The organism is Chloroflexus sp. (genome assembly GCF_034432675.1).
Classification (GTDB): Bacteria; Chloroflexota; Chloroflexia; order Chloroflexales; family Chloroflexaceae; genus Chloroflexus.
In genome coordinates this window covers 1-21880 of the sequence record NZ_DAOUBI010000222.1, presented here as the reverse complement: position 1 = coordinate 21880, position 21880 = coordinate 1, and the positions used below count along the sequence as shown (strand labels likewise).

The following is a 21880-nucleotide window of genomic DNA, read 5'->3' as shown; positions in this document are numbered from 1 at the left end:
CCGGCAGGTGCTGGCCGTGGCCGCTGGTGCGCAGGCACGAACCTGGTACAACCAAACGTCTACGCGCAGGGATCGCATGCATGCCTGACCGATTCGATGAGCAGCACCAGCACATTCAGACCCCCGTGACCAGGATGGGTAACCGTATGCTACGCGCCAGATCGCGAGCACGGCTGGCGCGGCAGTATGGCTACCGCACTCCAAACTGCGCGACACGCACATCATGTGCGTGTAAAGCAACCCATTCAGCACGTGATACCACAGCTGGAGCGGCGCACTGCCACCGGGTCAGTCTCAAAACAACACCCATAGTGATCATCCCCGCTGATACGCACGTGGTTAACACCAGTTGTGGGTAATGCATAGCCTACAGACGGGGCATTCGCTCGTTCACATTGCCATACGCGGCTCGTGTGCATATAACAAGGAAAAGGGGCACTGGCAGCGTGCCCCAATGATCTGCACATGAAGTTAGAGGACAGCAATTACTACGGCACCGGATCGTAACCGCCACGAGCAAAGGGGTGACAACGGGCAATTCGCTTTACCGTCATCCAGCCACCACGTAGCGCACCGTACTTCTTAATCGCCTCATAGCCGTAGTGCGAGCAAGTTGGTGTATAGATACAGCTCGGCGGCGTCCAGGGTGAGATCGCGACCTGATAGAAACGAATCAATTTTAGCAATAGCCAGCGCAGCATTGCGCTACTCCAACGGGTCTTTGCCGATGGCAAAGGCGCACGACGAGCAATTACCCTGTCCCATACACGACAACTGCTCAACTGCAAACCGTCGGCCACCACTGACCCAGGCGGTAGCCTCTTCAAGAATACCGCGAGCGATGTAAAACACCGGGCCAGGTTCAGGACGGGTGATACAGTTAGAGCAACGGGTAATGTGATACACGAACCGTCCGCGCTCTTCTTCCACGTGGCTCGACTGGTCGGAGAAACGATCAAATGTTTGGGCAGTGGCGTTCAGCACGATCTTGAGCTTCATGGTGATCGGCATCAGTTTCAATGCCAGGTCAGCCATGCCAAGCAACGGCCCGAACTCCTTCAGACCAAGCGAGAAGGCAACCCGCCCGGCGCGCAACTCAAGACCGCGCGCTCCACGCGGCCCATACATCGTGCCGAGTGCCACCGAGTATTTCGAGATTGCCTCGAAGGGGAACTCACGCTTCAGGTCATTCGGCGGGTAGGCATCGATGTACTGTTGCAGATCGGCAAGCCGGAGCAAGGCCTTCACGCCGTTCTGACCCATGACTTCCTCCAGCGACAGGAAGCAGAGTCGGCCGATCTTATTAGGATAGTACAGGCCGCGGAAGGCTTCTACTGACGTCATGGGTTCTCTGGCTCCTTCTCACAGCTACGAAGAGAACAACTCTTTACGACAACACACATACTATAACAGAAAATAGCGATTAGCGCACAGTTTCCCAAACCAGATGCGCCAGTTCGGGCAAGATGAGACGGTCGATACCGAGCTGAACGGCGTTGGGCGAACCTGGCAGGCAAAAGATTAACGTTCTGCCAAAAACACCGGCTGTCGCTCGTGACAGCATCGCCGCCGGCCCAATCTCGGCGAATGAGAGCATGCGAAAAAGTTCGCCGAAACCCGGTAATCGTTTTTCGAGCAGGGCATCAATCGCTTCAAAGGTACTGTCCCGGCGGGAGATACCGGTGCCGCCATTCGTGATGATGACTTTACATCCTTCGGCGGCAAAACGACGCACCATTTCCACAATTTGCGCCGGCTCATCTCGCACCACGGCATATTGTACCACATTGTGGCCGGCTTGCGTCAACGCAGTGCAGATATATCGCCCGCTATCGTCGGTCGCTTCACTGCGACTGTCGCTGATTGTCAATACGGCACAGGGAATCGCCGTCGTCTGTGTTTCCGCCAGGCGGCGGTGTTCCTGGTGACTCATACAACGATATCCTTACTATTGTTTCACTTGCTGTATCCTACCACATTTTGGGGCAATGTGTCCAATGCTCTATTGATGTGTGTACGGGCAGGCGATCTCTTAGTTTTAATTTGACATGATATTTCTGGATGTAACCCTCTTTTTGTCTGGTAAAGTACCCTCAGGAATGCGGCGCGACTTTTTTGCGTCGTTACGTTGCAACCCTCTTGCAAGATATTCTGGATATATGATATATTCATTTTAGTTATCACTCTGTTTCAACCTCAATCTTTCGCCGCGGCGTGGCGCATCTTCCTCTCATTGCTCTCTCGCATGCTGCGAGAGCTTTCTGGTGTTTCTTTCATACAGGAGGTGCCAATGAATGAGACCACGACGGTCGGTGTTGGTCACGACGATGTGATGGCCGTGCTGCAACGGTGTTATGACCCATGCTGCAAGGAACGGCAGGTGAGTGTGGTTGATATGGGGCTGGTCGAGCGGGTGAATGTCGATGGGCAGCGTGTGGCGATTGACATTATCCTCACCACCGGCTGGTGCCCCTTCGCCCTGCACCTGTTGCAGATGATGGAAGAGGAGGTTAAGACGCTGCCGGGTATCGAACAGGTGCAGGTGAATATCACGTGGGATACGCCATGGTCGCCAGAACGGATGTCGGCACAGGCGCGTGAACGGTTGCGTTTGCCACTCGAACAACTTCTGCCGTTACGCGAGGCACGGTTGCGCAGGACGCAGAAGGAGGAGGCACCATGATTGATGATGCATTTGTGTTCGATGGGGTGTGTCACGTTTTCAATTTTGATAAGTCGAATGCGTTTGGGAAGCCGGGTGAGATGTTTATCGAGCATCTCTATGCGTTCCATCAAGTCCTGAATGCCCCCGGCGAGAAGACGTTGAGCCGCGAAGAGTATATGCGCGAGTGGCATGTGGATGAAATCGCACGCATGATCTTCGATGAAAGCCCAACCGATATGATTGTCGCCCAGCCCTTACCACTGACCGATCTGTTCAAGGATGGGTTGTCGAGTTGGGAGCGGTGCGCTGAGATGGCCCGGCGCTATCCTGACCGGGCTGTCTTCTGGGGGTCGGTTAATCCGCTAGAGGGTAAAAAGGCGCTTGATCTGATGGAGATTCAGGTCAAAGAGTACGGTGCGCAAGGTTTTAAGCTCTACAATGTTCGCTACGATTATGGTCAGCCGTTCCCCTGGCGGATGGATGACCCACGGGTGGCATTCCCCATCTTCGAGAAGGCGCTTGAGCTGGGTGTGAATATTATCGGTGTCCACAAGGGTGTGCCGCTTGGCCCGCAGCCGGTTGAGCACACGCAGGCGTGGGATATGGATGGCGCAGCGGCCAATTTCCCGGAGATTAACTTTATCATTTTCCACGTCGGTCTGCCGTTTATCGATGAGATTTGCTGGCAACTGGTGCGCTATCCGAACCTCTATGCCTCGATTGCCGCGACGGTGAATTTTGTTGTGCGCTCGCCACGGGTCTTCGCCGAGACGATGGCTAAGTTGCTGTTCTGGTGTGGTGAGGACAAGATTATTTACGGCGGTGAGACGCCAATCTGGCATCCCCGTGGTGCGCTGAAGGCGTTCTGGGAGTTTGAGCTGCCGGAAGATATTGTGCAGGGCTATGGCTGTGGTCAGTTGACGAAGGAGGCGAAGAAGAAGATTCTGGGTCTGAATCTGGCCCGGTTGCACGGGTTTGATGTCGAGGAGAAGAAGCGGAGTTTGGGGATCGCTGCCTGACAGGGGGAGTCTATTCAGGTAACCTCTCGTGCGTGCAATTGTAGCTGATAAGTGGCTGAACGTTATGAGACGTGCGGAACGTAGCTTCTGCACGTCGCTTTTATCACTGATAGCAGGGGTTATGTGTCAGTTCGTATGCTTGCACGCTCAGGAAGGTGGGCAGATCACCTCCACTCCAGCCGCCCTGCTGGGAACGGGAGCAAGGTGAACGGGAGCAACATAGAGCAAGCCCGTCACCATCCGGTAACGGGCGCTGCGCTACAGCCCGGCGAGTAACCACTCCAGGGCCAGCAGGTAACCGCGCCAGCCCAGACCGGTGATCTGGCCACGGGCAATTGGTGCTACCACTGATGTATGGCGAAATGCTTCCCGCTGGTAGACGTTGGAGAGATGAACTTCAATAATCGGCGCAGATACCATCGCCAGTGCATCACGCAGGGAAAGGCCGTAGTGGGTGAGTGCGCCGGGGTTAATGATGATCCCACTTGCCGTCCAGCCGTGGGTTTGCACGGCGTCAACCAGTACCCCCTCGTGGTTCGACTGAATGCAGATAACCTCTACTCCCGCAGCTTTCCCACGCTGTTCAAGTGCATCGTTGATCTCAGCCAGTGTGGTGGCGCCGTAGATGTGTGGTTCGCGCCGGCCCAACATGTTGAGGTTGGGGCCATGTAAGACGAGAATGGTCTTGGTCATAGTACTCACAATTCTCTCGTTGTCGCTGCTTAACGACTGATAATCGGAATGAATACCGGCTCGCCGAAGATTGCCTGGCGGGTGAGATAGATCATCGAGAGCCGAATGCTACTGCGTTGGTCTGGATCACGGCGTGATGTGGCCGTCAGGGTGACGTCGTGTCTGAGAGCAAATGGCTGAATCGGCGGTAGATCAACGGTGACTACAATCCCAACATCAATTGCACCACCGTTTAGGGTGACGCTGGTTGGCACGACACTGGCCCTGAACTTGCTGTCGAGACCGCTGACGGTCAGATCGAAGGTGTCGGTTGCATTACCCAGATTTTCGAGCACAATACCGCTATATATTACCCGGTTAGAACCGTCAGGGATACCTTGCAAGCGATCACTGCTGAGCGCAACACCGGTAACCAATCCGACACGCACACGGTCGAAGATGCTGTCGGTAATGCTCGAATCGCTGCGCGATGTTGCCGTTACCCGGATGCTGCTGAGCACCGTATCGGCGGCCAGTCCCGCCGGCAGGGTGAGGAGGACGGCAATCTCGCGACTCTCGCCTGGCCCCAGATCGACTTGATTCGGTGTGGCAATCGCACTGTGACCATCACCCTGGAGAGCGGTGATGGTGTAGGAATCGGCAGTGAAGCCGAGATTGCGTACCGTATGGGTAATCACGGTTGTCGTGTTAGGAAGGGCAATGACGGTTCGTGCCGGGGTAATCTCGACATCGCGCAGGGCACCAACTTGAACGACGTTTTCGGCACTGGCAAGGAGTGTGCTGTCACCGGTTGCCCGTGCCTCAACCGTGATCGTGTTGCTGGTTCCGGCAGCGGCACCGGTTGGAATGGTGACGGTGACTGTCACGATGGTGCTGCTTCCCGGTGACAGGATTGGGCTGGTAGCCGGATTGACACTCAAAGCCGACCAGCCTGCATCCCCACTCCGAACGCTGAGGTCGTAGGCAATCGTGGTTGAGCCACTGTTGCGCAGGGTGTGGGTGAAGATGGCTGTTGCCCCTGGTAAGCTGTTGATGGTCGTCCCCGGTGAGAGTTCAGCACCGTTCACGGCATTAACGGTGATGCTGTCAAGTACCTCGGCGCTTACCGCCGGGTTACCTTGTGACGTGGCACGGATCGTCGCCGTAACTGTCGTACCGGCGCTGATGCCGGTTGGTACGGAGATCTGTACCGTGACAGTCAGGCTCGCATTACGGGCCAGAGTTGTAGTTGTGGTTGGCACCACCGTGGCAGTCCAACCTGTCGGTAATCCGCTCAGATTGAGCGTAAACGCATCAGGTGCGTTACCGGTGTTGGTCAGGGTGTGGCTGAAGGTGATCATAGCTCCCGGATCGGCACCAGTGTCCAACGGTGTGGGGGCAAAGCTTAGATTACGGATCGTCGCAACGGTCACTGTTGCATTCACACTGGCGGTGCTATCCGGTGCAGGCGGTATTTGACCATCGTTACGGGCAATTGCCTGTATGGTTACTGTCGCCGCACCGCCATCGGCTGTGGCCGGCACAGCTACCTCTACCACATACGTGCAGGTCGTAGTGTCGGCGGGCACCGGCGATGGACAGGAACTATTGTTGCTGATCAGACTCCATCCGTCCGGCAGTGTTTGCGTAAAGTCAAACGGGGCCGCAGCGTTACCTCCGTTGCGAAGAGTGACCGTAATAGTGGCCGTGCCGCCGGGCAAGACAGGATCGGGCGTTACCAGTGGTGTACCGACAAAGACCGGTGTGCCACCTCCGATGACCTGAACGGTTCCACTCGCGGTTTGGGATGCAGGTGGGTTACTGCCACCGGTGACGCCGGCCTGGACGGTGAAATTGTACGTTCCGATTGGCTCGCTGGCGCTGGCGGTTACGGTGACTGTGATCGGGCGTGATTGACCGGCAGCTAGCGTAAAGGCCGTTGCCGGTGTGGCACTGAACGAGAGGCTGGAGGCAGGTGTTGTGCCGGTCGGGGGCGTGATGATGAATGTATCGGTAATATTACCGGTATTGGTCAAAATGTAGCTAAAGTTCACTGTTGCTGCCGGGGTGAGCTGTTGGTCGGTAGGCAGCTGTGCGGTAAAGCTGAAGCTACGTGCAACCGGTACCCGTACCGTGTCGGTTGTCGCCGGATCACTCTGTTCGGTAAAGGTTTGGCTTCCCTGCTGGCTGATTGCCCGTACCCGGAACGAGAAGGGATAGTCGCCGGCGAGTAGTGTTGTGCTCGCCGGGGTGTTGGCGACAATGGTCAGGGTGGTTGTTGCCCCAGGGCTGAGCGTTGAGCTGGACAGGGTGGCGGATTGGATGTTCCAGCCGGTTGGTGGGGTGCCGCTGAAGACGGGCAGGCCACTGCTGCCATCGGGTCGAATGACACTGAAGGTACCGACAAGCTGCCCGGTATTGGTGATGGTATGGACAAAGGTAACTGTGTTGCCGGTTCGTTCCACTATCTGGCCCGGTGAAACTTCAGGGCGGGCCGGAATGATCGTGATTGCCTGCGCTGTGGTGGTCAGCGTGATTGGGTTCGAGACAGTTTGATCACTGCGGGCGGTAACCGTGGTCGTATCCGTATCGCCAGCAGTTGCGGTAAGGGGGACTGCCACATCAATGATGAACTGCGTGCTGCCATTGGGTGGAAGCTCGACCAGCGTTGGCCCACTGGTCCAGCCACGGGTGCTATCAAGCGTCAGTGTGTAGGTGCGAGTGACGAAAGAGGTATGGCTGAGCGTCAGCGTGTACGTCGAGGTACTGCCAATGCTGATCGCACGACTGCTCCCGCCGGTAACGGTGAGCGTTGCCGTTGGCGTGCTACAGGCATCGGTTGCGTTAACATCAAGCGCATTTGAGAAAGGCGAGCTGTTGCCCGTCGTTGGATTATGGACGGTAGCGGTGATATAGCCGAGACAGCCGGTGACATTGACGCTGAACGCACCACCAACGCCGGTCGTTGTGCTAGTAAGAAAGACTGGCCCCTCGCGGTTGCGGTCGGTGACACTGGCGCTGGTGGTGAAGATTTCGACCACACAACCGGCACCGCAGCCGGTCGTACCGGTAACAGTAGGCGAGCCGGGGGTTACCGCATTAAATGATGGTGCGGCGAGTCCGCCATTCGCACCACTACCAAGCCCAATGCCATCCTGAGCATTATCCTGGGTCGTGTTTTGCGAGATCAGAACCCCGGTCACATTATCGGCGACGAAGATACCGTGACCGACGCCGAGTCGACCATTACGTACCAGCCGATTGCCGAACAATTGATTATTACTGCTCCTGACCGTAATACCGTGGGTCGCGTTGAAGGCAGAGTTGTTATTCTGGCCGGTAAAGGCGACCAGATTGAACTCTATGCGGTTGTTTGCGCCGCTATTGAGTTGAATGCCGTCCCGACGGGTTATAGTACCACTGCCTGGAGTATCGCTACTTGAAGCGCGTACTCCAATCCGATTACCGCTAATGAGATTATTGCCGGCATTCACGCGCAAATTGATGCCGCGATCTACGCCACCGATTAGATTATTGCGAACAGTGTTGTTGTTGGCGTTTGTAATCCGCAAGCCTTCGCTATCGGCGACAATGGTGCTGGTACTTCCCACCAGGATACCATTACCGTCAGCCCGTACACCAAGGTAATTCCCCTGTACTGTATTGCCATTTGCACTACAGCCACTGGCACAAGGCTCGATCAACACCGCAGCACCTGAACCGGTGACAGCAAAGTTACCGGCGGCAACGACATTGCGGTCAGACAGATTTGGACCACCAATGACCGAGTTACTCCCATTCTCGATCCAGATGCTGGCATCCCCCGTGCCGTAGCCAACAGCAGATTGATTAATAGTCGTTGTCGTGGTTTGTGCACCGGTGGGATCAACCCCGATATAATTACCGCGCACAACGGTATTGCCAGAGCGAATCCGAATGCCATTGGTGCGAGCGCCGCCAATCACATTTCCCGGCCCAATGATGGTTGAGACGGCGTTCCGCCCGACAAAGATACCATCACCACCACTCGTCTGGTTGATCGTACCGTTCCCGACCGGAAAAGGGTTGCCGCTAGCGTTCAGGGCGACACCGATGTAGTTACCGACGATGGTAGTGGGGCCGCTGGCGAATGTCGTATCAGCGATGACAATCCCACCATTCGTGTTGCCGCCGATGTAGTTGCGTCCAGCAATGGGGTTGAGCGAATCGCCAATCTCGGTATTGATTGCGCCGTATGTTCCACCACCACTTACCAGAATACCGATGCGGTTGGCGATCACAGTGCCGGTGGGATTGACACCGATCCAGTTGCTGGTGATACGTGTGTCACGTGGAATGGATGGTGAACTGCTGCTGGTAGCGTCGCTGAACAAGACAATGCCGGCGGCATTTGCACCGGTATAGCCACCGATCAGATTACCGCTGATCAGCGTGTTGGAGGCATAGTTCTCAATCGAGATGCCACCAAGATTTCCTGGGTCGGTGGTAGTATCCAGATCGGCATCGCCGCTGACTGTGGTGCCGATATAGTTGCCGACGATCTGGTTCCCGTTAAGCGGGGTTGTGTTGAGATTATTGCTCACACCAATATCGGCGACAGTGTTCCCGCTGATTATGTTACGGTCGGTCGGGTTGCCGGTGCCGATGCGGTTATTACTGGCGCCACCGTCGATCAAAATACCATACCCGGTGTTTGGTTCAGGTAAACCGTTCAGGTGCCCAATCCAGGTATTGACAATCAGGTTATTCTGCGCATTGTTACGCAGGTAGATACCGGAACCACCGCTGGTAAAACCAATCCCTCGACTAAAGCGAATGATGACCAGCCCACGGATAACATTATCGTTCGAGGCGATGACGATGCCGTGGGCCGGAATAACGTTATTACTTGCGTCACGCAACTGCTCACCGCTCACGATGATGGTATGGTTGTCACCCGCATCAATCGTGGTACTGCCTTCGCTGAGGGGCGGCAAGCCGCTATTCTGCACATAAATCGTGCCGCTCACGCTAAAGGTGATTGTGTCAGGCACACCGTTGCTGTTCGCAGTCAGAATTGCCTCGCGTAACGTGCAGCCGCCGGGTGCAGTTGTGCAGGCGCCATCATTCGTATCGGCAAGGGAATTGACAACCAGTGACGCTGCGCTGGCCGGTTGCGCAAATGGCAACAGGCTCACCAGGATGAGAAAGAGCAAGGCAAGGTGAAAACGGCGGTACATAGCGCCACTCCTAGTTCATGACCAGCGGTACCCAGATGGCCGGCACCAGAACACCTGATGAATCGCGAACGACCGCAACATCCTGCACTTCTGCACCACTCAGTGGCTCAGTTGTGTCGGGAATCGAAACCCAGATGCGCAGGGTTTCACGACTGCCCGGCAAGATCAGTTCGCTAATCTGCACTCTGACCCGCAGCACGATCTGATTGATCTTGCCACTATCGGCAATATTATCGAGAGTCACCCGATTGCCGCTGATGGTGACACCGCTGGTTGCCGACTCGAACGCGATCAGGGTACTGCCACGGCTGGCGGCAAAATTGAGCTGGAAGGTGGCGCGGCCATTACTTGTATTGCGCAAGGTGTGCAGGAAGACAACCTCGCGTCCGGCGCGGACATCTTGCTCGTAGCTGCTGCGCAGTTCAGCAGCATAGCGTAAGCCAACAGTAGTGGTGTCGGTCATCGTGATCGCCTGGGAGCCGAATCCGCGCGGCGTGGCAGTGATAACGGTTGTCGCACGTACCGGATCACCGCTGGGGGTTGTCGTCTGAGCACCCGCAGGCACGGTAATGCGCACGGCAATCTCGGTACTGGCTCCGGGTGCCAGGGTGACCGATGGCGTGAGTACCGTCGTGTTGTAGGTGTCGAGACCAACCAGATCGGCAGTCGTCGCGCTAATATCAATCGGTACGGTGACATTGCCGTTATTGGTGATTTGGTGGCGATAGATGTAGGAGTCTGAAGGGAGAACGGTGGCAGCACCGGTAAGTGGGCTGGCGGCCAAAACCGGTAATGCCTGTACTTCCGTCCTGAGCGTTTGTGTGATTGCGCTCATTGCCGGTGCAGTGAGTGAGAGCGTCGTGGTGTCGGTAATTGGTACTTGGATCGAGGGATGGGTACCGGTGGGCAGGGTTAGGGTCACGGTGAGCAGACGACTGGCTCCAGGGGCCAATGAAAAGCGATCAGTCGGGTCGGTAGCCACAGTCCAGCCGCTCAGGGTGCCAGAGGTACTTAGCCGAATACGATTGATCTGGAGCGTGCCGTGATTCTCAAGTTGCAGCCGGTAACTGATGCTGCTGCCGGGTGCTGCACTTTGCTGCAGCGGATCGAGCGGGATCAGGCGTAAATCGACCGTTGGTGTAAAGATGTGAAATGGGGAGGTGTTGCCAAACTGATCGGTTGCGGCAAAGATCAGTTGACGATAGGTGGCCGGTGGTTCAAGTATCTGGGCATTGAAGACACCACTCTCGCTGACCTGATTAATATCGGCGCGGGTGTTGCCGTTGACCACTACCTGAAGCTGTTGCCATCCCTGACCGTCGGCGCTGGGCAGGTCGGGATTGGGGCTATAGACCTGGATCGTGCAGCCGGCGCAGGCCGAAACGGGGACAAGGTCTTCTTCTCGTTCGGCGGTGCTGGTGAAGACACGACCGGTAATGATACCATCCTGGGACACTTGAATGTCAAAAGGTGGATCAATGCTGTGATTGGGCCGATTGAGACTCTGGTCTGGATCGGCACCTGTGCCACTGTACAGGGTTGTATTGGCGAGATGGATGCCACCTGCGTTGTTGGCCGCCATTTGATTTTGGGTGATACCCACTCGTTGGGCGGTATCGGTAACCAGCACCGCATAGCCGGTATTGGCGCGAATGCGGTTGCCGGTAATCCGCACATTGCGACTATTGCCACCAACCTGCACCCCATCGCCACCGTTCTCTTCAATTACGTTCACGTTGTCGATGATCACGGCGCTTGAGTCGGTCAGGCGAACACCGTCGTCCGTATTCAGCCGCAGCAGATTGCCGCTGAGGGTTGCAGTTGTTACGTTCGTTAAGACAATACCAACCCCTGCCGGGCGGGCAAGCGGTGTGGTACCGCCACCCGGATCATTGATCCAGCCGATCTGGTTTTGGGTAAGCGTCGCCGATTGGATATTGGTCAGCTCAATGCCGGCGGCGCTACCATTGCCGCCGATAACATTGCTGGCAACGCTGATCTGCGCAGCATCGGTGATGCGGATGGCCGGGCCGGTATGGGCAGCAGCGACGCTGTAGGCGTCACCGGTTGTATCACGGCGCAGACCAAGAATGTTGGCGCGCACGGTAATGCTCACGCTGCTACTACCACTGATGTCGATGCCGGGGCCATTTGCTGCCGCAATGACATTGCCGGTAGTGTTACCGATGGTCACATTCGTGCTATTCGTCACCGAAATACCGGCGGTGACACTTCCGGCAACACTCCGTCCGTCGGCGTGGAGACCGATAAGATTGCCGTCGAGCGAGACATTACTGGCGTTCGCGATCTGGAGATCGTAAGCGGTGTTTGCGGCTACAGTGGAAGCAGTCATTGTGACACCGGTAGCGCCGTTGATCGCCACGCCGCCATTGTTAGCAGCCAGAATACCGCCGGGTAACGCACCGACAAAGGCGTTGGTGATGGTGACGTTGCTTCCGCCCGGCCCTATCCAGATACCCGGCCCGCCATTCCCGCCGATGCGCAAGATAGTCGCACTGCTACCAATTGTCGTGGTACCGGCACTCTCGGCGAGATAGATGCCGCCCTGTGTGTTTGGTCGAGGATTGATACCGCTCCGACTCAGGCCAACAATGATGTAGCCATCAATCGTGGTGTTGGACGGTGCCGCACCACCGTTGGTGTGGATTCTAATGCCGACCCCGCTATTGTCGCCGATCACCAGGGGTCTGGTCTGGTTTATACTACCGATACGGGTGGCCTGAGCACCATCTTCAATCCGCACGCCGTCGCCGTTGTTGCCGAGACCGGTTTCGGCTTCCAGATTCACCCCGATCAAATTACTGGCAATGGTTGTCGTCAGGGTTCGGGAGCCGCTAATCAACACTCCACTCAGGCCATTACCACCGATAATATTACGTTCAGCGTTCTCTGTACCACCGATAAGATTGCGTTCGGCGCGTCCGTTGGGGTCAATCGTTGTATCGCTCAGAATCTGGACACCGAAGCCACCGTTTGGGCGAACGCCAGTGGCAGTGGTAAAGAGGATGCCGATCCGATTACCCTGGATGCGATTATCTGAGGCATTACTAATGACAATCCCGTTTGCCGTATTACCGGCAATCGTGTTTGGTTGATTAGCCGCGCCGATCTGATTATTACCGGCAGCACTACCGCTAATCACAATCCCATTGCGGTTACGCAAGGTGTCTGGTGGCACAGAACCGTCGAGCGTTAACCCGATGCTGCAATTACGTACCGTATTGCCGCTACTGCTAATGTAGATACCACTGCCGCGGTACGTGCTGGCATCGTTACCGGCCCCGTAAATAACCAGACCCTCAATGATGGCACCACCACCACTGAGTACCAGGCCGGCATCATTATTGTTTGCATTGATGGCAACCTGTGGAGCGCCATTAAGAAGATCGGCACTGATGGTCACATTCGCTCTTGTGATTGGTGGTAAGCGCTGGCCGGTTGTGATTGTGATAATGTAGGGCGCTGATGCGACTGAACCTTCCGTAACAAGATCAAAGTTGATGGTAATGCGATTGCTGCCGGCAACGGCGTTGGCTTTCGCGATAGCCTGGCGGAGACTGCAATTTGCGTTTGGCAGTGCATCGGTACAGTGCGTGTTGAGATCGGCTACTGGATTATCAGCCAGCGTATCAACGAAAAACTGATCGATCCCTGCCTGACTAAAACTACGCTGAGGCCAGATCAGCGTGCCGGCAACGAATAACAGGCCAACAACGAACCACCAGATTCTGCGCACAGACATGCGATCTCCTTGCGCTGACGTTACAGCGAACAGCAGGAAGGTGCCGCAGCACCCTTTGAACAGCTTCACAACCAGTTGTCATTGATTGTAGCATGCCTGTATGTCGGTCAAAATGGGGGGTGAGACAGGAATTTAGTACTGTTTTTCTCACAGGCGAGGAAGAATGCCTATTGTACGCAGATACGCAATTGAGGTGGCGTATTGCTGATCTTCGTAGAAACTGATCTGCTCTTCACCGGCACCACGCTCCCACGGAGTACGCCAGTCATCATCGCGCAGGCGCATCGTTTGCGCAAAGAGTCGTAATACCGGCAAGACTTCTCGCACATCGCACGGTGGATACCCCTGCCACCAGTCATCGTCGAGAATGCGCACATGACGGGCGCTATGGCTGACCAGTTCGATCTGGCAGGCAACATCAGGGGCATAGTGCTCGATTAAATGAAAGAGACGACGAATATCGAGATCACCTTCACCCAGTGCGCAGCGTACCAATCGCCAGCCCTGCGTCGTTGGGTAGGTCTCGTAGTCGGCGAGATGGACATTGCGGATCAGCGGTCCCAGGCGTTCAAGGGCTGCATACGGCGTTTCACCCACTACCAGACAATTCACAGCATCAAAGCAAACCCCAATGTGCGGGCTATCTACCGCTGCGCAGATAGCGGCCAGATCGGCGCTGGTCGCGTCCTGGTGATTTTCAACGGCCAATATAATATTATGTTCGGCAGCCAGATCGATAACTGCCCGTAACCGATCTGTCACATCGGCCAGATGGGCAGGCCAGTCGGTGGTAAAGGGTCGTCGGTACCCTTCCAGCACCGGGCTGATCAGCACGCGCAAGACGTGAGCGCCGAGCATGGCTGCCGCCGGAATATGGGCACGCAGTGTATCAGCATCAACAATATCGCTATCGGCGACCGGGGTCAGACCGCATAGCGTGAGCCGTTCGCGCAGAGCGCTGAGCCGACTCGGTGACAGATCGGGAAGCAGACTGAGAGGAAATTCAACGCTCTGCAGACCGGCACGGCTGGCCAGGGCCATCACACCCTCAATATCGAGCGGATGGCTAACCACACGGGGCGTGCCGCGCCCGATCAAACCACAACGATAGCTAAAACTCAAAGCGGAAAGACCGATCAACACGGCCAAACCTCATCTCACTTCAAGGCCTTTTATCATACCACATGTGTTGCTGACCGTGAGTTACGCGGTCTGATTTTCGGCAGTCTGTCGGGCAGTACTCTCCGGAGCGTGCTGTTCGGCGATAGAAGCGATCACAATCCCGACGAGCAACAGGGCAATTCCGACAAACTGTAAGAAGGCAACGGTCTCACCGAAGAGAAGAAATGCGAGTAGCGACGATCCGATTGGCTCACCGAGGATAGCGACGGCGACATACGTGGCCGATAAGCCGCTGAGCGCATAGTTAAAAGCGGTATGCCCAAGGAGTTGTGGGCCGAGCGCCAGACCGAGCACAAAGAGATATGCCAGCGGGGGAAAGCCGAGAAATTGCTGTCCACTGATCAATGCCCAGATCACCAACACGACGGCAGCACTGGTGTATACCAGCCAGATGTAGGCCATCGTCGAAAGGCGGCGACGGAGATCGCGCCCAATCAACAGATAACCGCTGGCCGTCATCGCACCGATCAACGCGAGTGTATTTCCGAGCAAGGGATTGCTCTGCGTCGAACTGCTGCTATCGCTAATGCCGATCACAATGGTGCCAATCAGGGTGAGGGCAATCCCCAGCAGGATTGTCCAGGGCAACCGTTCGCGAAACAAAAAGAGTGAGGCCAGCCCAACCCAGAGTGGATTGGTTGAGACGAGTGCCGCACTGCTTGCTACCGACGTATATTCGAGTGAGCTAATCCAACTGGCGAAGTGGATTGCCAGAAAGACACCTGCTGCTGCGCCAAAGATTACATCGCGGCGCGAGAGGTGGCGGATTTCCTGACCGGCACGGTGTAACGCCAGTGGTGTCAGAAGCAGGGCGGCCAATCCCAATCGTCCGGCAGCGATGCTCAGCGACGACATGCCGGTGCCCTGAGCGTAACGAATCAGGATTGATGCCGTTGACGCGATCAGAACCCCGACGAAGAGCACGGTGTACAGCCACAAGCGGTGTCGGTTCATACAGTTACTTTCGTCCAGCGCACCAGCGGAGCCGCTACCCACGTAGGTGGCGGCGATTGGTAGAGGTGGGTGGCATCACTGGCCACCAGATCGAGAATCTCACCCTGGAGAGGGCCGCGTAAAAAGCGGAAGACCTGACCGGCATCGCGGGCATCACTCTTGGCGCGCACGCAGTGTTGATTGTACCCCCAATAATCGCCGTTCGCCAGGAGTTGCATCCCCTCTTCAATCGTTTGGCGTGCCAGTTCCAGACCACCTTCGTCGGGAGCGAATGACTGTTCAGGTGGGTCGCCGTAGCCAATACCGTGGTGGAATGGATCGGCGGTAGAGACAATCACTGCATCCTGAGCCAGTTCGATCAACTCTTCAATGCCGGGCAGTAATTCTGGATGCCCACCGGCCAGGTAGGGATAACGTTCGATCACCTGTGGGCCACGAATCCCGCGCCGACGGGTTTCCAGCTCCCAGAAGAAACGAAAGCTGTAGAGCGCGTGATCGAGTTGCCATTCATTTCCGCGTTGAAGTCCTGGCCCCTGGATGCCCCAATACCGCTCAGCAGCGGGAGAGCCACCGGCTGCCACGTGCCGGCGAGCCTGCTCCATCTCGTCGTTCCAGGCGTGCAGCACGCTAATAACCAGCACTCGATCAGCGCCGCTATCGAGGCAGGCGTGAACGGCGGCAGCAATCTGGTGGCCGCAATCGGCGACCCCGGCGTGGGGAAAGACAATCACGCCACCGGCAGCCAGGGTGGGGGCGAGATGCCACTGGCGAGCGCGTTCCAGCAACTCGTAGCCACCGCGCTCGCCAATGGCTTCGTGTTCAGCGCGGTAGAGATCGTGGATGGCCCGGTTTAATTCATCTCTATGCATACCTTATCCGAACTGTTCAACAAAGCGTTGGTCGCCGCTGTAGAACCAGCGAATATCGTCGATACCGTATTTGAGCATCGCTACTCGTTCGGGGCCAAACCCACCCGCGAAACCACTGAACTCTGTCGGATCATACCCGCCGTTGCGCAGCACGTTTGGATGTACCATCCCGCACCCGCCAATTTCGAGCCAGCCGGCATATTTGCAAATCCGACAGCCCTTGCCGCCGCAGAGGAAGCAGGTCACATCCATCTCGGCACTGGGTTCGGTGAACGGGAAGAAACTGGGGCGCAAGCGAACCCGGGTGCCCGGACCAAACATGCGTTCGGCGAAAAAGCTGAGCGTGCCCTTCAAATCAGCCATCGTGACATTCCGCCCAACCGCGAGAAACTCGAACTGGTGGAACATCATCTCGCTGCGTACCGTTACCTGTTCGTTGCGGTAGACCTTGCCGGGGATGAGTACGCGCAGCGGATTGGGCGCATTGCGGCGCATAGCATGGATCTGACCGGGTGAGGTGTGGGTGCGCAAGAGTACGGAAGGTGCGCCAGCCGGCATCTCGATATAAAAGGTATCCTGCATATCGCGGGCCGGATGGTCATCGGGGAAGTTCAGCAAACTGAAATTGAATGCGTCGTACTCAACTTCAGGGCTTTCCCAAACCTGAAACCCCATCTCGGCAAAGATATGCTGAACCTGGCGCAGAATCTGGTTGGTCAGATGGACATAGCCGACGGCAGGACGACGACCGGGCATTGTAACGTCAATGCGCTCGGCGGCCAGCTCAGCAGCAACGGCCTGTGCTTCCAGGCGCTCTTTCGCAGCGCTGAACGCTGCTTCGAGTTGCTCGCGCAGGGCATTGACCCGCTGACCGACCAGTGGGCGTTCGGAGGCTGGCAACGCACCCAGCCCCCGGCTGAGACGCGACAGACGACCCTGTTTGCCGATAAAGCGGCTCTTCCATTCGGTGAGTGCAGACAAGTCGGCAACAGTCTCAAGCGCGGTCAGGGCTTCTTGTTCGAGAGTTGTCAATTCATCGAGCAGTGTGGTCATGTGACACCATAGGTTATCAGCGACAAGTGGTATCTCTCTGCTATTATAATCCGAGTTCGGGTTAGTGTAACAATGGTGAGCTACACCAGCAGGTGTCCCGGTACCACGTTTATTCTGAGTCTAATGAGCAACCGTCTGTTGCCGGAGCGCTTCAAACAGGATGATGCTGCCGGCCACCCCCGCGTTGAGCGACTCAATAGGACCGCTCATCGGGATGGTAATCGTCTGATGAGCCAGTGCACGTGCAGGTTCGCTCAGGCCATGGGCTTCGTTGCCGACAATGAGCGCCGCCGGTTGACGCCAATCGACGGCATAGTAGGGTTGTTGACCGGCGCTGTCGGCAGCATACACAGTGTATGACTGCAACTCAGCACGTATAGTCTCCCAGGGCGAGACCCGCAATGGTACTAAAAAATGGGCCCCCATTGCGGCGCGGGCCACCTTGGGATTGAAAGGATCGACGGTACCGGGGGCACACATCACAAGCCCGACTCCAGCCGCGGCTGCGGAACGGAGCAGCGTCCCGACATTGCCAGGGTCTTGAATGGCATCCAGGACTAGCCGAAGACCAGGGCGGGGCGGCAATTCTGGCCAGGTCACTGCAGCAACAACGCCTTGTGGTTGTTCGGTATCGGCGGCAGCGACAATGACGGCGGGAGTAGCCGGAAAGCAATGAGGCAGGTGACGGAGGCGATTGAGCAGCGCAGTGCCGGCGGTCGTCGTTGCCAGTTGTTCGGGGGCGTAGAGTACAAGACGCACCTCAGCACCGGTAGTAAGGGCATCGGTAACGAGGCGCACACCTTCAATAACGAAGCTACGCTCGCGTCGCCGGTGGCGGGCCGATTCGGCGAGCGAGCACAGCCATTTAACGTGGTGATTTGCAGGGCTGGAAATCAACGCCACAGCAGATCAGGGGATCGTTATGCAGTAACCGCAGCCTGTGCCTGCTCGACAATGCGGGCAAACGCCTGCGGATCGCGAACTGCCAGATCGGCGAGCATCTTGCGGTCGATCTCAATATTTGCCTGCTTCAAGCTATTGATCAGGCGGCTATAGGTCGTACCGTGCAGTCGGGCAGCCGCGTTGATGCGCATAATCCACAGCCGGCGAAAATCGCGCTTGCGGCGGCGGCGGTCGCGATACGCATCGGCGAGCGCGTGCATAACCGCCTCATGGGCAACCTTATAGTGACGGCTACGAGCGCCGTGGTACCCTTTTGCCTGCTCTAACAACTTCTTGTGGCGCTTGCGCACCATAATGCCACGCTTTACACGAGCCATGATCATTCTCCTCTCGCGGATCGGTCAGGAGGTGGCGTACCGAACCCTGAACTTCATCCGCACTACACATATTCACCTTTAAATACCCGGTGCCATACAGTACACCGGTTATATGACATCAACTTCACATCGAACGGACTGATCAACCCTACTCCAGGCCGTAGGGCAGAGCGGTTTGCAGCATACGGCGGTTAGTGGGAGAAATCGGCTGATCTTTACCCCAGGCCCGCTGCGAGCGGCTAGGGCGGTTGCGCTTATTCCCACGGACACCACGCTGTTGCAGAAACTTACCTGACGCAGTAACTTTGAAGCGCTTTTTCGCGCCCTTGTGCGTCTTCATTTTCATCTTAGGCATCGACAATCTCCTCTAGTGTCACCGAACAGCGGCTGGCCGCCCGGCATCGTATCACTTAACGTCGTCTCCGGCGATTTCGCTCGTCGTCCTCGTTATCATCATCGTCATCTTCAAAATCGTCGTCTTCGTCGTCGTAATCTGCAACGAAGGTGTCGTCGTCCTCATCTTCTTCGACGACATCGCCATCATCAATCAGCTCTTCCTCTTCTTCATCTGCCGGTTCTGCCGTAGCAGGAGTAGATGCCGCACTTGTCGCCGGCTTTGCTGACTCGGCAGCTGTTGTGCGCTGAGCTGCTGCCTTTTGGGCCTGTTGTGCTGCCTTCAACACCCTGGCGGTTGGGGCAAGCAGCATTGACAAAACCCGTCCTTCCATGAGCGGTTTCTGCTCGATGACAGCAATATCGCTCAATTGCTCGGCGATTTGATCGAGCATTTGACGCCCGATTTCGGGATGAGCCATTTCGCGACCACGGAAGCGCAGATTAAACTTAACCTTATCGCCTGCCAGTAAGAAACGTCGTGCTTGATTTGCCTTCACTGCGACGTCGTGGTCATCAGTTTTCGGCATCAGTCGAATCTGCTTCAGTTCCGACTGTTTCTGATTACGGCGTGCTTCACGCTCTTTTTTGCTCTGCTCGTAGCGGAATTTGCCATAATCGAGCAGACGGCATACTGGTGGAACCGCATTAGGCGCAACTTCGACGAGATCAAACCCTCGCTCTTCAGCCATTGCCAGCGCCTCACGCAGGGGAACTATGCCAACCTGGGTGCCGTTCTCGTCGATGAGACGCACTTCACGGGCGCGAATGCGATTGTTGATGCGAAACCGGTCTCTAATGGCACGACTCCTTCGTCTTGCAATAGGTGACAGTCGTGGCAAAGATGAAGACGACCTGTTGTCACCCTTACGGCTAACTGCAACAATAAGATGACACCGCTCTACAGCGATGTCTGGTCAATTGGGCATTATACCAGTCAGTGGGATGATCGTCAAACATGGGTGTGCCTGTAAGTGTTCGCATTTCTCCTAGTGGTATGGTATACTTGGCAGTATAACACCGCATGACGAGCTTGCGCATCTCCGCACTAGGCATGCTGCCCTCGCCACCTGCGTCGCGGCACTGGAGCAGCAGCTCGCAGCAGCCCTCGAACGCATCGCCGACCTCGAACAGCAGCGCTCCGATGTGCCGGCCGTTGTCACGCCCACGAAGGCCAAACCCGACGTTCCCAAGCGTCCGCACACGAAGCTTGCAGCCCACTTCAATCGGGGGTGTCGCTGTGAAGCGCTTACGCGCACCGAGGTTCATGCGCTCGCGTCCTGTCCTGATTGCGCGTATCCCTTGCGCGGTAGCAGTATCGACTATCGCCGCCAGGTGATCGACCTACCGCTCCCACAGTCGGGTGAGGTCATTGAGCATCAGGTCATCAAGCGCTGGTGTCCCGCCTGCCAGCGCTGGCGTCGCCCGACACTCGACCTGACCGGGCAGGTCGTTGGTCAGGGTCGTATCGGTAGGCGGCTTGCCAGCCTGATCGCCTCCCTCGCCCTGGTGCTGCGCGTCCCGGTGCGCCGTATTCACGTCTCCCTGCGCACGTTGCACCAGCTGACTATCAGCATCGGTGAAATTGTTGAACTGCTGCATCAGGTGCGGCGCACCCGTCAGGACGAGGAAGATGCCCGCAACCAGCAGGCACGTGACCGTCCGATCCGGCATGGCGACGAGACCGGGTGGCGGGAGAACGGTCGGCCTGGCTCCATCTGAGCGGTCAGCACCCCAGGGAAGAACGCCGTCCGCTCCGACGACGATGATCTGAGCCGTGGCCAGCACGTTGGTCGGCGCATCCTGGGCGGGCAGGTCACCATTCACCTCGTGTGCGACGTCTTTGGTGGCGACACCGTCGATGCTGGCACGCACCAGCGCTGGTGGGTGCATCTGCTGCGCGACCTGCACGCGCTGACAGAGGCATCTACCGCTAAGGGCGAGGCGCTCGGATGGGCGTCCATCGTGCGTGCGCTCTCCGATGAGGCGCAGATGTGGCTGCACGCACATCCGCAGCCGACGGACGAGGAGCGCGAGCAGCAGGACATGGCGCTGACGGCGCACATCCACGCCCTGGGCTTACAATGTGCTCGTACCAACCAGCTTCCTTGTCAGGCATTGGGTACGCGCCTGCTGCGCCACGACGACGAACGGTGCCAGATTGTGCTCGTGGATAGGCGCAGCGCCGACCACAATCTGGTGGAGCGACGTATTCGCCCACTGGTGGTAATCCGTACGATCAGCGGTGGCTCGCGCAGCGCGGAGGACACCAACCCCCGTATGGCCCTGGCCAGTCTGGGTGAGACCTGGCAAGCGCGTGGCGTGAACCCGTTTGACGAATGCCTCCGACTGCTCAGCCAAGCGGCTGCTTCTTAAGATTTCTTTCCCCCAAGTGTGAACACTTACTAGGCACACATACCTGTTCACATTGCTATACGAGGGGGCGGCGAGGGAGTATGTCTTGAGTCGCACGCCATATATTGTATTTTTTGAGATAACTTCACGTGGAGCAGGGGACAAACGTTTGTGCCGTAAAGTGCCCGCTGCCGATGGGCTGCATCCGCCCTGCTGAGGTACGGAATACTTGAGGGGGCGATACTCGCAGTCGTCGCAGGTGAGGAAGGGCGGCAGACCGTGCATCCCTGCCGGTTATGCCACCGTCGGGTGTCGGTCATAGCAGGCTTGTTAGAACTTATTTCGTAAAAAGCTGTTGGTGCGCTCTGATAACCATCTCCGGTGCCATCACGCGCTGAATTGATTGCCTTGCTCGCTCATCATCCGCGTGGTGCGTAGTTTGGAGTGCGGCAGCCA

The 21880-nt window shown here is 56.9% G+C and carries 18 protein-coding genes; 4 read left to right on the top strand and 14 right to left on the bottom strand.

Going from position 1 to position 21880, the window contains the following annotated elements:
* Positions 1–488: 488 nt before the first annotated feature.
* The 3 genes from yidD to VAE55_RS16505 form a co-directional block, all read right to left on the bottom strand.
* Entirely contained in the window at positions 489–701 is a 213-nt protein-coding gene (yidD, locus tag VAE55_RS16515; RefSeq protein WP_012256304.1) for a membrane protein insertion efficiency factor YidD, read from the bottom strand.
* A gap of 4 nt (positions 702–705) precedes the next feature.
* Positions 706–1344 carry a 4-vinyl reductase gene (locus VAE55_RS16510; RefSeq protein ID WP_012256303.1) on the bottom strand — a complete coding sequence of 213 codons (639 nt, stop codon included), beginning with the start codon at positions 1342–1344 and terminating at the stop codon, positions 706–708.
* Between the two features lie 79 nt (positions 1345–1423).
* Positions 1424–1933: a MogA/MoaB family molybdenum cofactor biosynthesis protein gene (locus tag VAE55_RS16505; protein ID WP_322816821.1), complete on the bottom strand. Its 510-nt coding sequence runs from the start codon at positions 1931–1933 to the stop codon at positions 1424–1426.
* 357 nt (positions 1934–2290) lie between these two features.
* Here VAE55_RS16505 and VAE55_RS16500 point away from each other — a divergent pair, with 357 nt between their 5' ends.
* Positions 2291–2683 (top strand): metal-sulfur cluster assembly factor, encoded by a 393-nt coding sequence (locus VAE55_RS16500; protein ID WP_012660436.1) that lies wholly within the window; start codon positions 2291–2293, stop codon positions 2681–2683.
* On the top strand, positions 2680–3684 hold the full coding sequence (locus VAE55_RS16495; protein WP_322816820.1) for an amidohydrolase family protein: 1005 nt from the start codon (positions 2680–2682) through the stop codon (positions 3682–3684). The genes VAE55_RS16500 and VAE55_RS16495 overlap by 4 nt, the downstream gene beginning before the upstream one ends.
* A gap of 258 nt (positions 3685–3942) precedes the next feature.
* Here VAE55_RS16495 and aroQ read toward each other — a convergent pair whose 3' ends face one another.
* From aroQ to infC, 11 genes are all read right to left on the bottom strand, one after another.
* Positions 3943–4377, bottom strand: coding sequence for a type II 3-dehydroquinate dehydratase (gene aroQ, locus VAE55_RS16490; RefSeq protein WP_322816819.1), 435 nt, complete (start codon positions 4375–4377; stop codon positions 3943–3945).
* A 29-nt stretch (positions 4378–4406) separates the two neighbouring features.
* Entirely contained in the window at positions 4407–9575 is a 5169-nt protein-coding gene (locus VAE55_RS16485; protein WP_322816818.1) for an NEW3 domain-containing protein, read from the bottom strand.
* A gap of 10 nt (positions 9576–9585) precedes the next feature.
* Entirely contained in the window at positions 9586–13338 is a 3753-nt protein-coding gene (locus VAE55_RS16480; RefSeq protein ID WP_322816817.1) for a beta strand repeat-containing protein, read from the bottom strand.
* Between the two features lie 147 nt (positions 13339–13485).
* On the bottom strand, positions 13486–14481 hold the full coding sequence (locus tag VAE55_RS16475; protein WP_322816822.1) for a sugar phosphate isomerase/epimerase family protein: 996 nt from the start codon (positions 14479–14481) through the stop codon (positions 13486–13488).
* Positions 14482–14541: 60 nt separating this feature from the next.
* On the bottom strand, positions 14542–15474 hold the full coding sequence (locus VAE55_RS16470; protein ID WP_322816816.1) for a DMT family transporter: 933 nt from the start codon (positions 15472–15474) through the stop codon (positions 14542–14544).
* Positions 15471–16343, bottom strand: a complete 873-nt coding sequence (locus VAE55_RS16465) for a hypothetical protein (protein WP_322816815.1) — start codon at positions 16341–16343, stop codon at positions 15471–15473. Before VAE55_RS16465 ends, VAE55_RS16470 begins: the two co-directional genes overlap by 4 nt.
* 3 nt (positions 16344–16346) lie before the next feature.
* Positions 16347–17396 carry a phenylalanine--tRNA ligase subunit alpha gene (gene pheS / locus VAE55_RS16460; protein ID WP_322816814.1) on the bottom strand — a complete coding sequence of 350 codons (1050 nt, stop codon included), beginning with the start codon at positions 17394–17396 and terminating at the stop codon, positions 16347–16349.
* Positions 17397–17516: 120 nt separating this feature from the next.
* A complete protein-coding gene (locus VAE55_RS16455) occupies positions 17517–18299 on the bottom strand; it encodes an RNA methyltransferase (RefSeq protein ID WP_322816813.1) in 783 nt (260 codons plus the stop codon).
* Between the two features lie 17 nt (positions 18300–18316).
* Positions 18317–18676: a 50S ribosomal protein L20 gene (rplT, locus tag VAE55_RS16450; protein WP_322816812.1), complete on the bottom strand. Its 360-nt coding sequence runs from the start codon at positions 18674–18676 to the stop codon at positions 18317–18319.
* A gap of 148 nt (positions 18677–18824) precedes the next feature.
* Positions 18825–19031, bottom strand: a complete 207-nt coding sequence (locus tag VAE55_RS16445) for a large ribosomal subunit protein bL35 (protein ID WP_012256289.1) — start codon at positions 19029–19031, stop codon at positions 18825–18827.
* Positions 19032–19086: 55 nt separating this feature from the next.
* Positions 19087–19911, bottom strand: a complete 825-nt coding sequence (infC, locus tag VAE55_RS16440; RefSeq protein WP_322816811.1) for a translation initiation factor IF-3 — start codon at positions 19909–19911, stop codon at positions 19087–19089.
* 304 nt (positions 19912–20215) lie between these two features.
* Between infC and VAE55_RS19200 the strand changes: the two genes are divergently transcribed.
* Positions 20216–20791 carry an IS66 family transposase zinc-finger binding domain-containing protein gene (locus VAE55_RS19200; protein WP_416181215.1) on the top strand — a complete coding sequence of 192 codons (576 nt, stop codon included), beginning with the start codon at positions 20216–20218 and terminating at the stop codon, positions 20789–20791.
* 48 nt (positions 20792–20839) lie between these two features.
* Complete coding sequence (locus VAE55_RS19195) at positions 20840–21445, top strand: IS66 family transposase (protein ID WP_416181216.1); 606 nt, start codon at positions 20840–20842, stop codon at positions 21443–21445.
* Positions 21446–21880 lie beyond the last annotated feature (435 nt).

Bases quoted from the DNA above. Each gene is read 5' to 3' on its own strand.
- VAE55_RS16480 (WP_322816817.1), bottom strand. From the start codon at position 13,338: ATGTCTGTGCGCAGAATCTGGTGGTTCGTTGTTGGCCTGTTATTCGTT.
- VAE55_RS16470 (WP_322816816.1), bottom strand. From the start codon at position 15,474: ATGAACCGACACCGCTTGTGGCTGTACACCGTGCTCTTCGTCGGGGTT.
- VAE55_RS16505 (WP_322816821.1), bottom strand. From the start codon at position 1,933: ATGAGTCACCAGGAACACCGCCGCCTGGCGGAAACACAGACGACGGCG.
- VAE55_RS16485 (WP_322816818.1), bottom strand. From the start codon at position 9,575: ATGTACCGCCGTTTTCACCTTGCCTTGCTCTTTCTCATCCTGGTGAGC.
- VAE55_RS16495 (WP_322816820.1), top strand. From the start codon at position 2,680: ATGATTGATGATGCATTTGTGTTCGATGGGGTGTGTCACGTTTTCAAT.
- yidD (WP_012256304.1), bottom strand. From the start codon at position 701: ATGCTGCGCTGGCTATTGCTAAAATTGATTCGTTTCTATCAGGTCGCG.
- VAE55_RS16465 (WP_322816815.1), bottom strand. From the start codon at position 16,343: ATGCATAGAGATGAATTAAACCGGGCCATCCACGATCTCTACCGCGCT.
- VAE55_RS16500 (WP_012660436.1), top strand. From the start codon at position 2,291: ATGAATGAGACCACGACGGTCGGTGTTGGTCACGACGATGTGATGGCC.
- rplT (WP_322816812.1), bottom strand. From the start codon at position 18,676: ATGGCTCGTGTAAAGCGTGGCATTATGGTGCGCAAGCGCCACAAGAAG.
- VAE55_RS16445 (WP_012256289.1), bottom strand. From the start codon at position 19,031: ATGCCTAAGATGAAAATGAAGACGCACAAGGGCGCGAAAAAGCGCTTC.
- pheS (WP_322816814.1), bottom strand. From the start codon at position 17,396: ATGACCACACTGCTCGATGAATTGACAACTCTCGAACAAGAAGCCCTG.
- VAE55_RS16510 (WP_012256303.1), bottom strand. From the start codon at position 1,344: ATGACGTCAGTAGAAGCCTTCCGCGGCCTGTACTATCCTAATAAGATC.
- aroQ (WP_322816819.1), bottom strand. From the start codon at position 4,377: ATGACCAAGACCATTCTCGTCTTACATGGCCCCAACCTCAACATGTTG.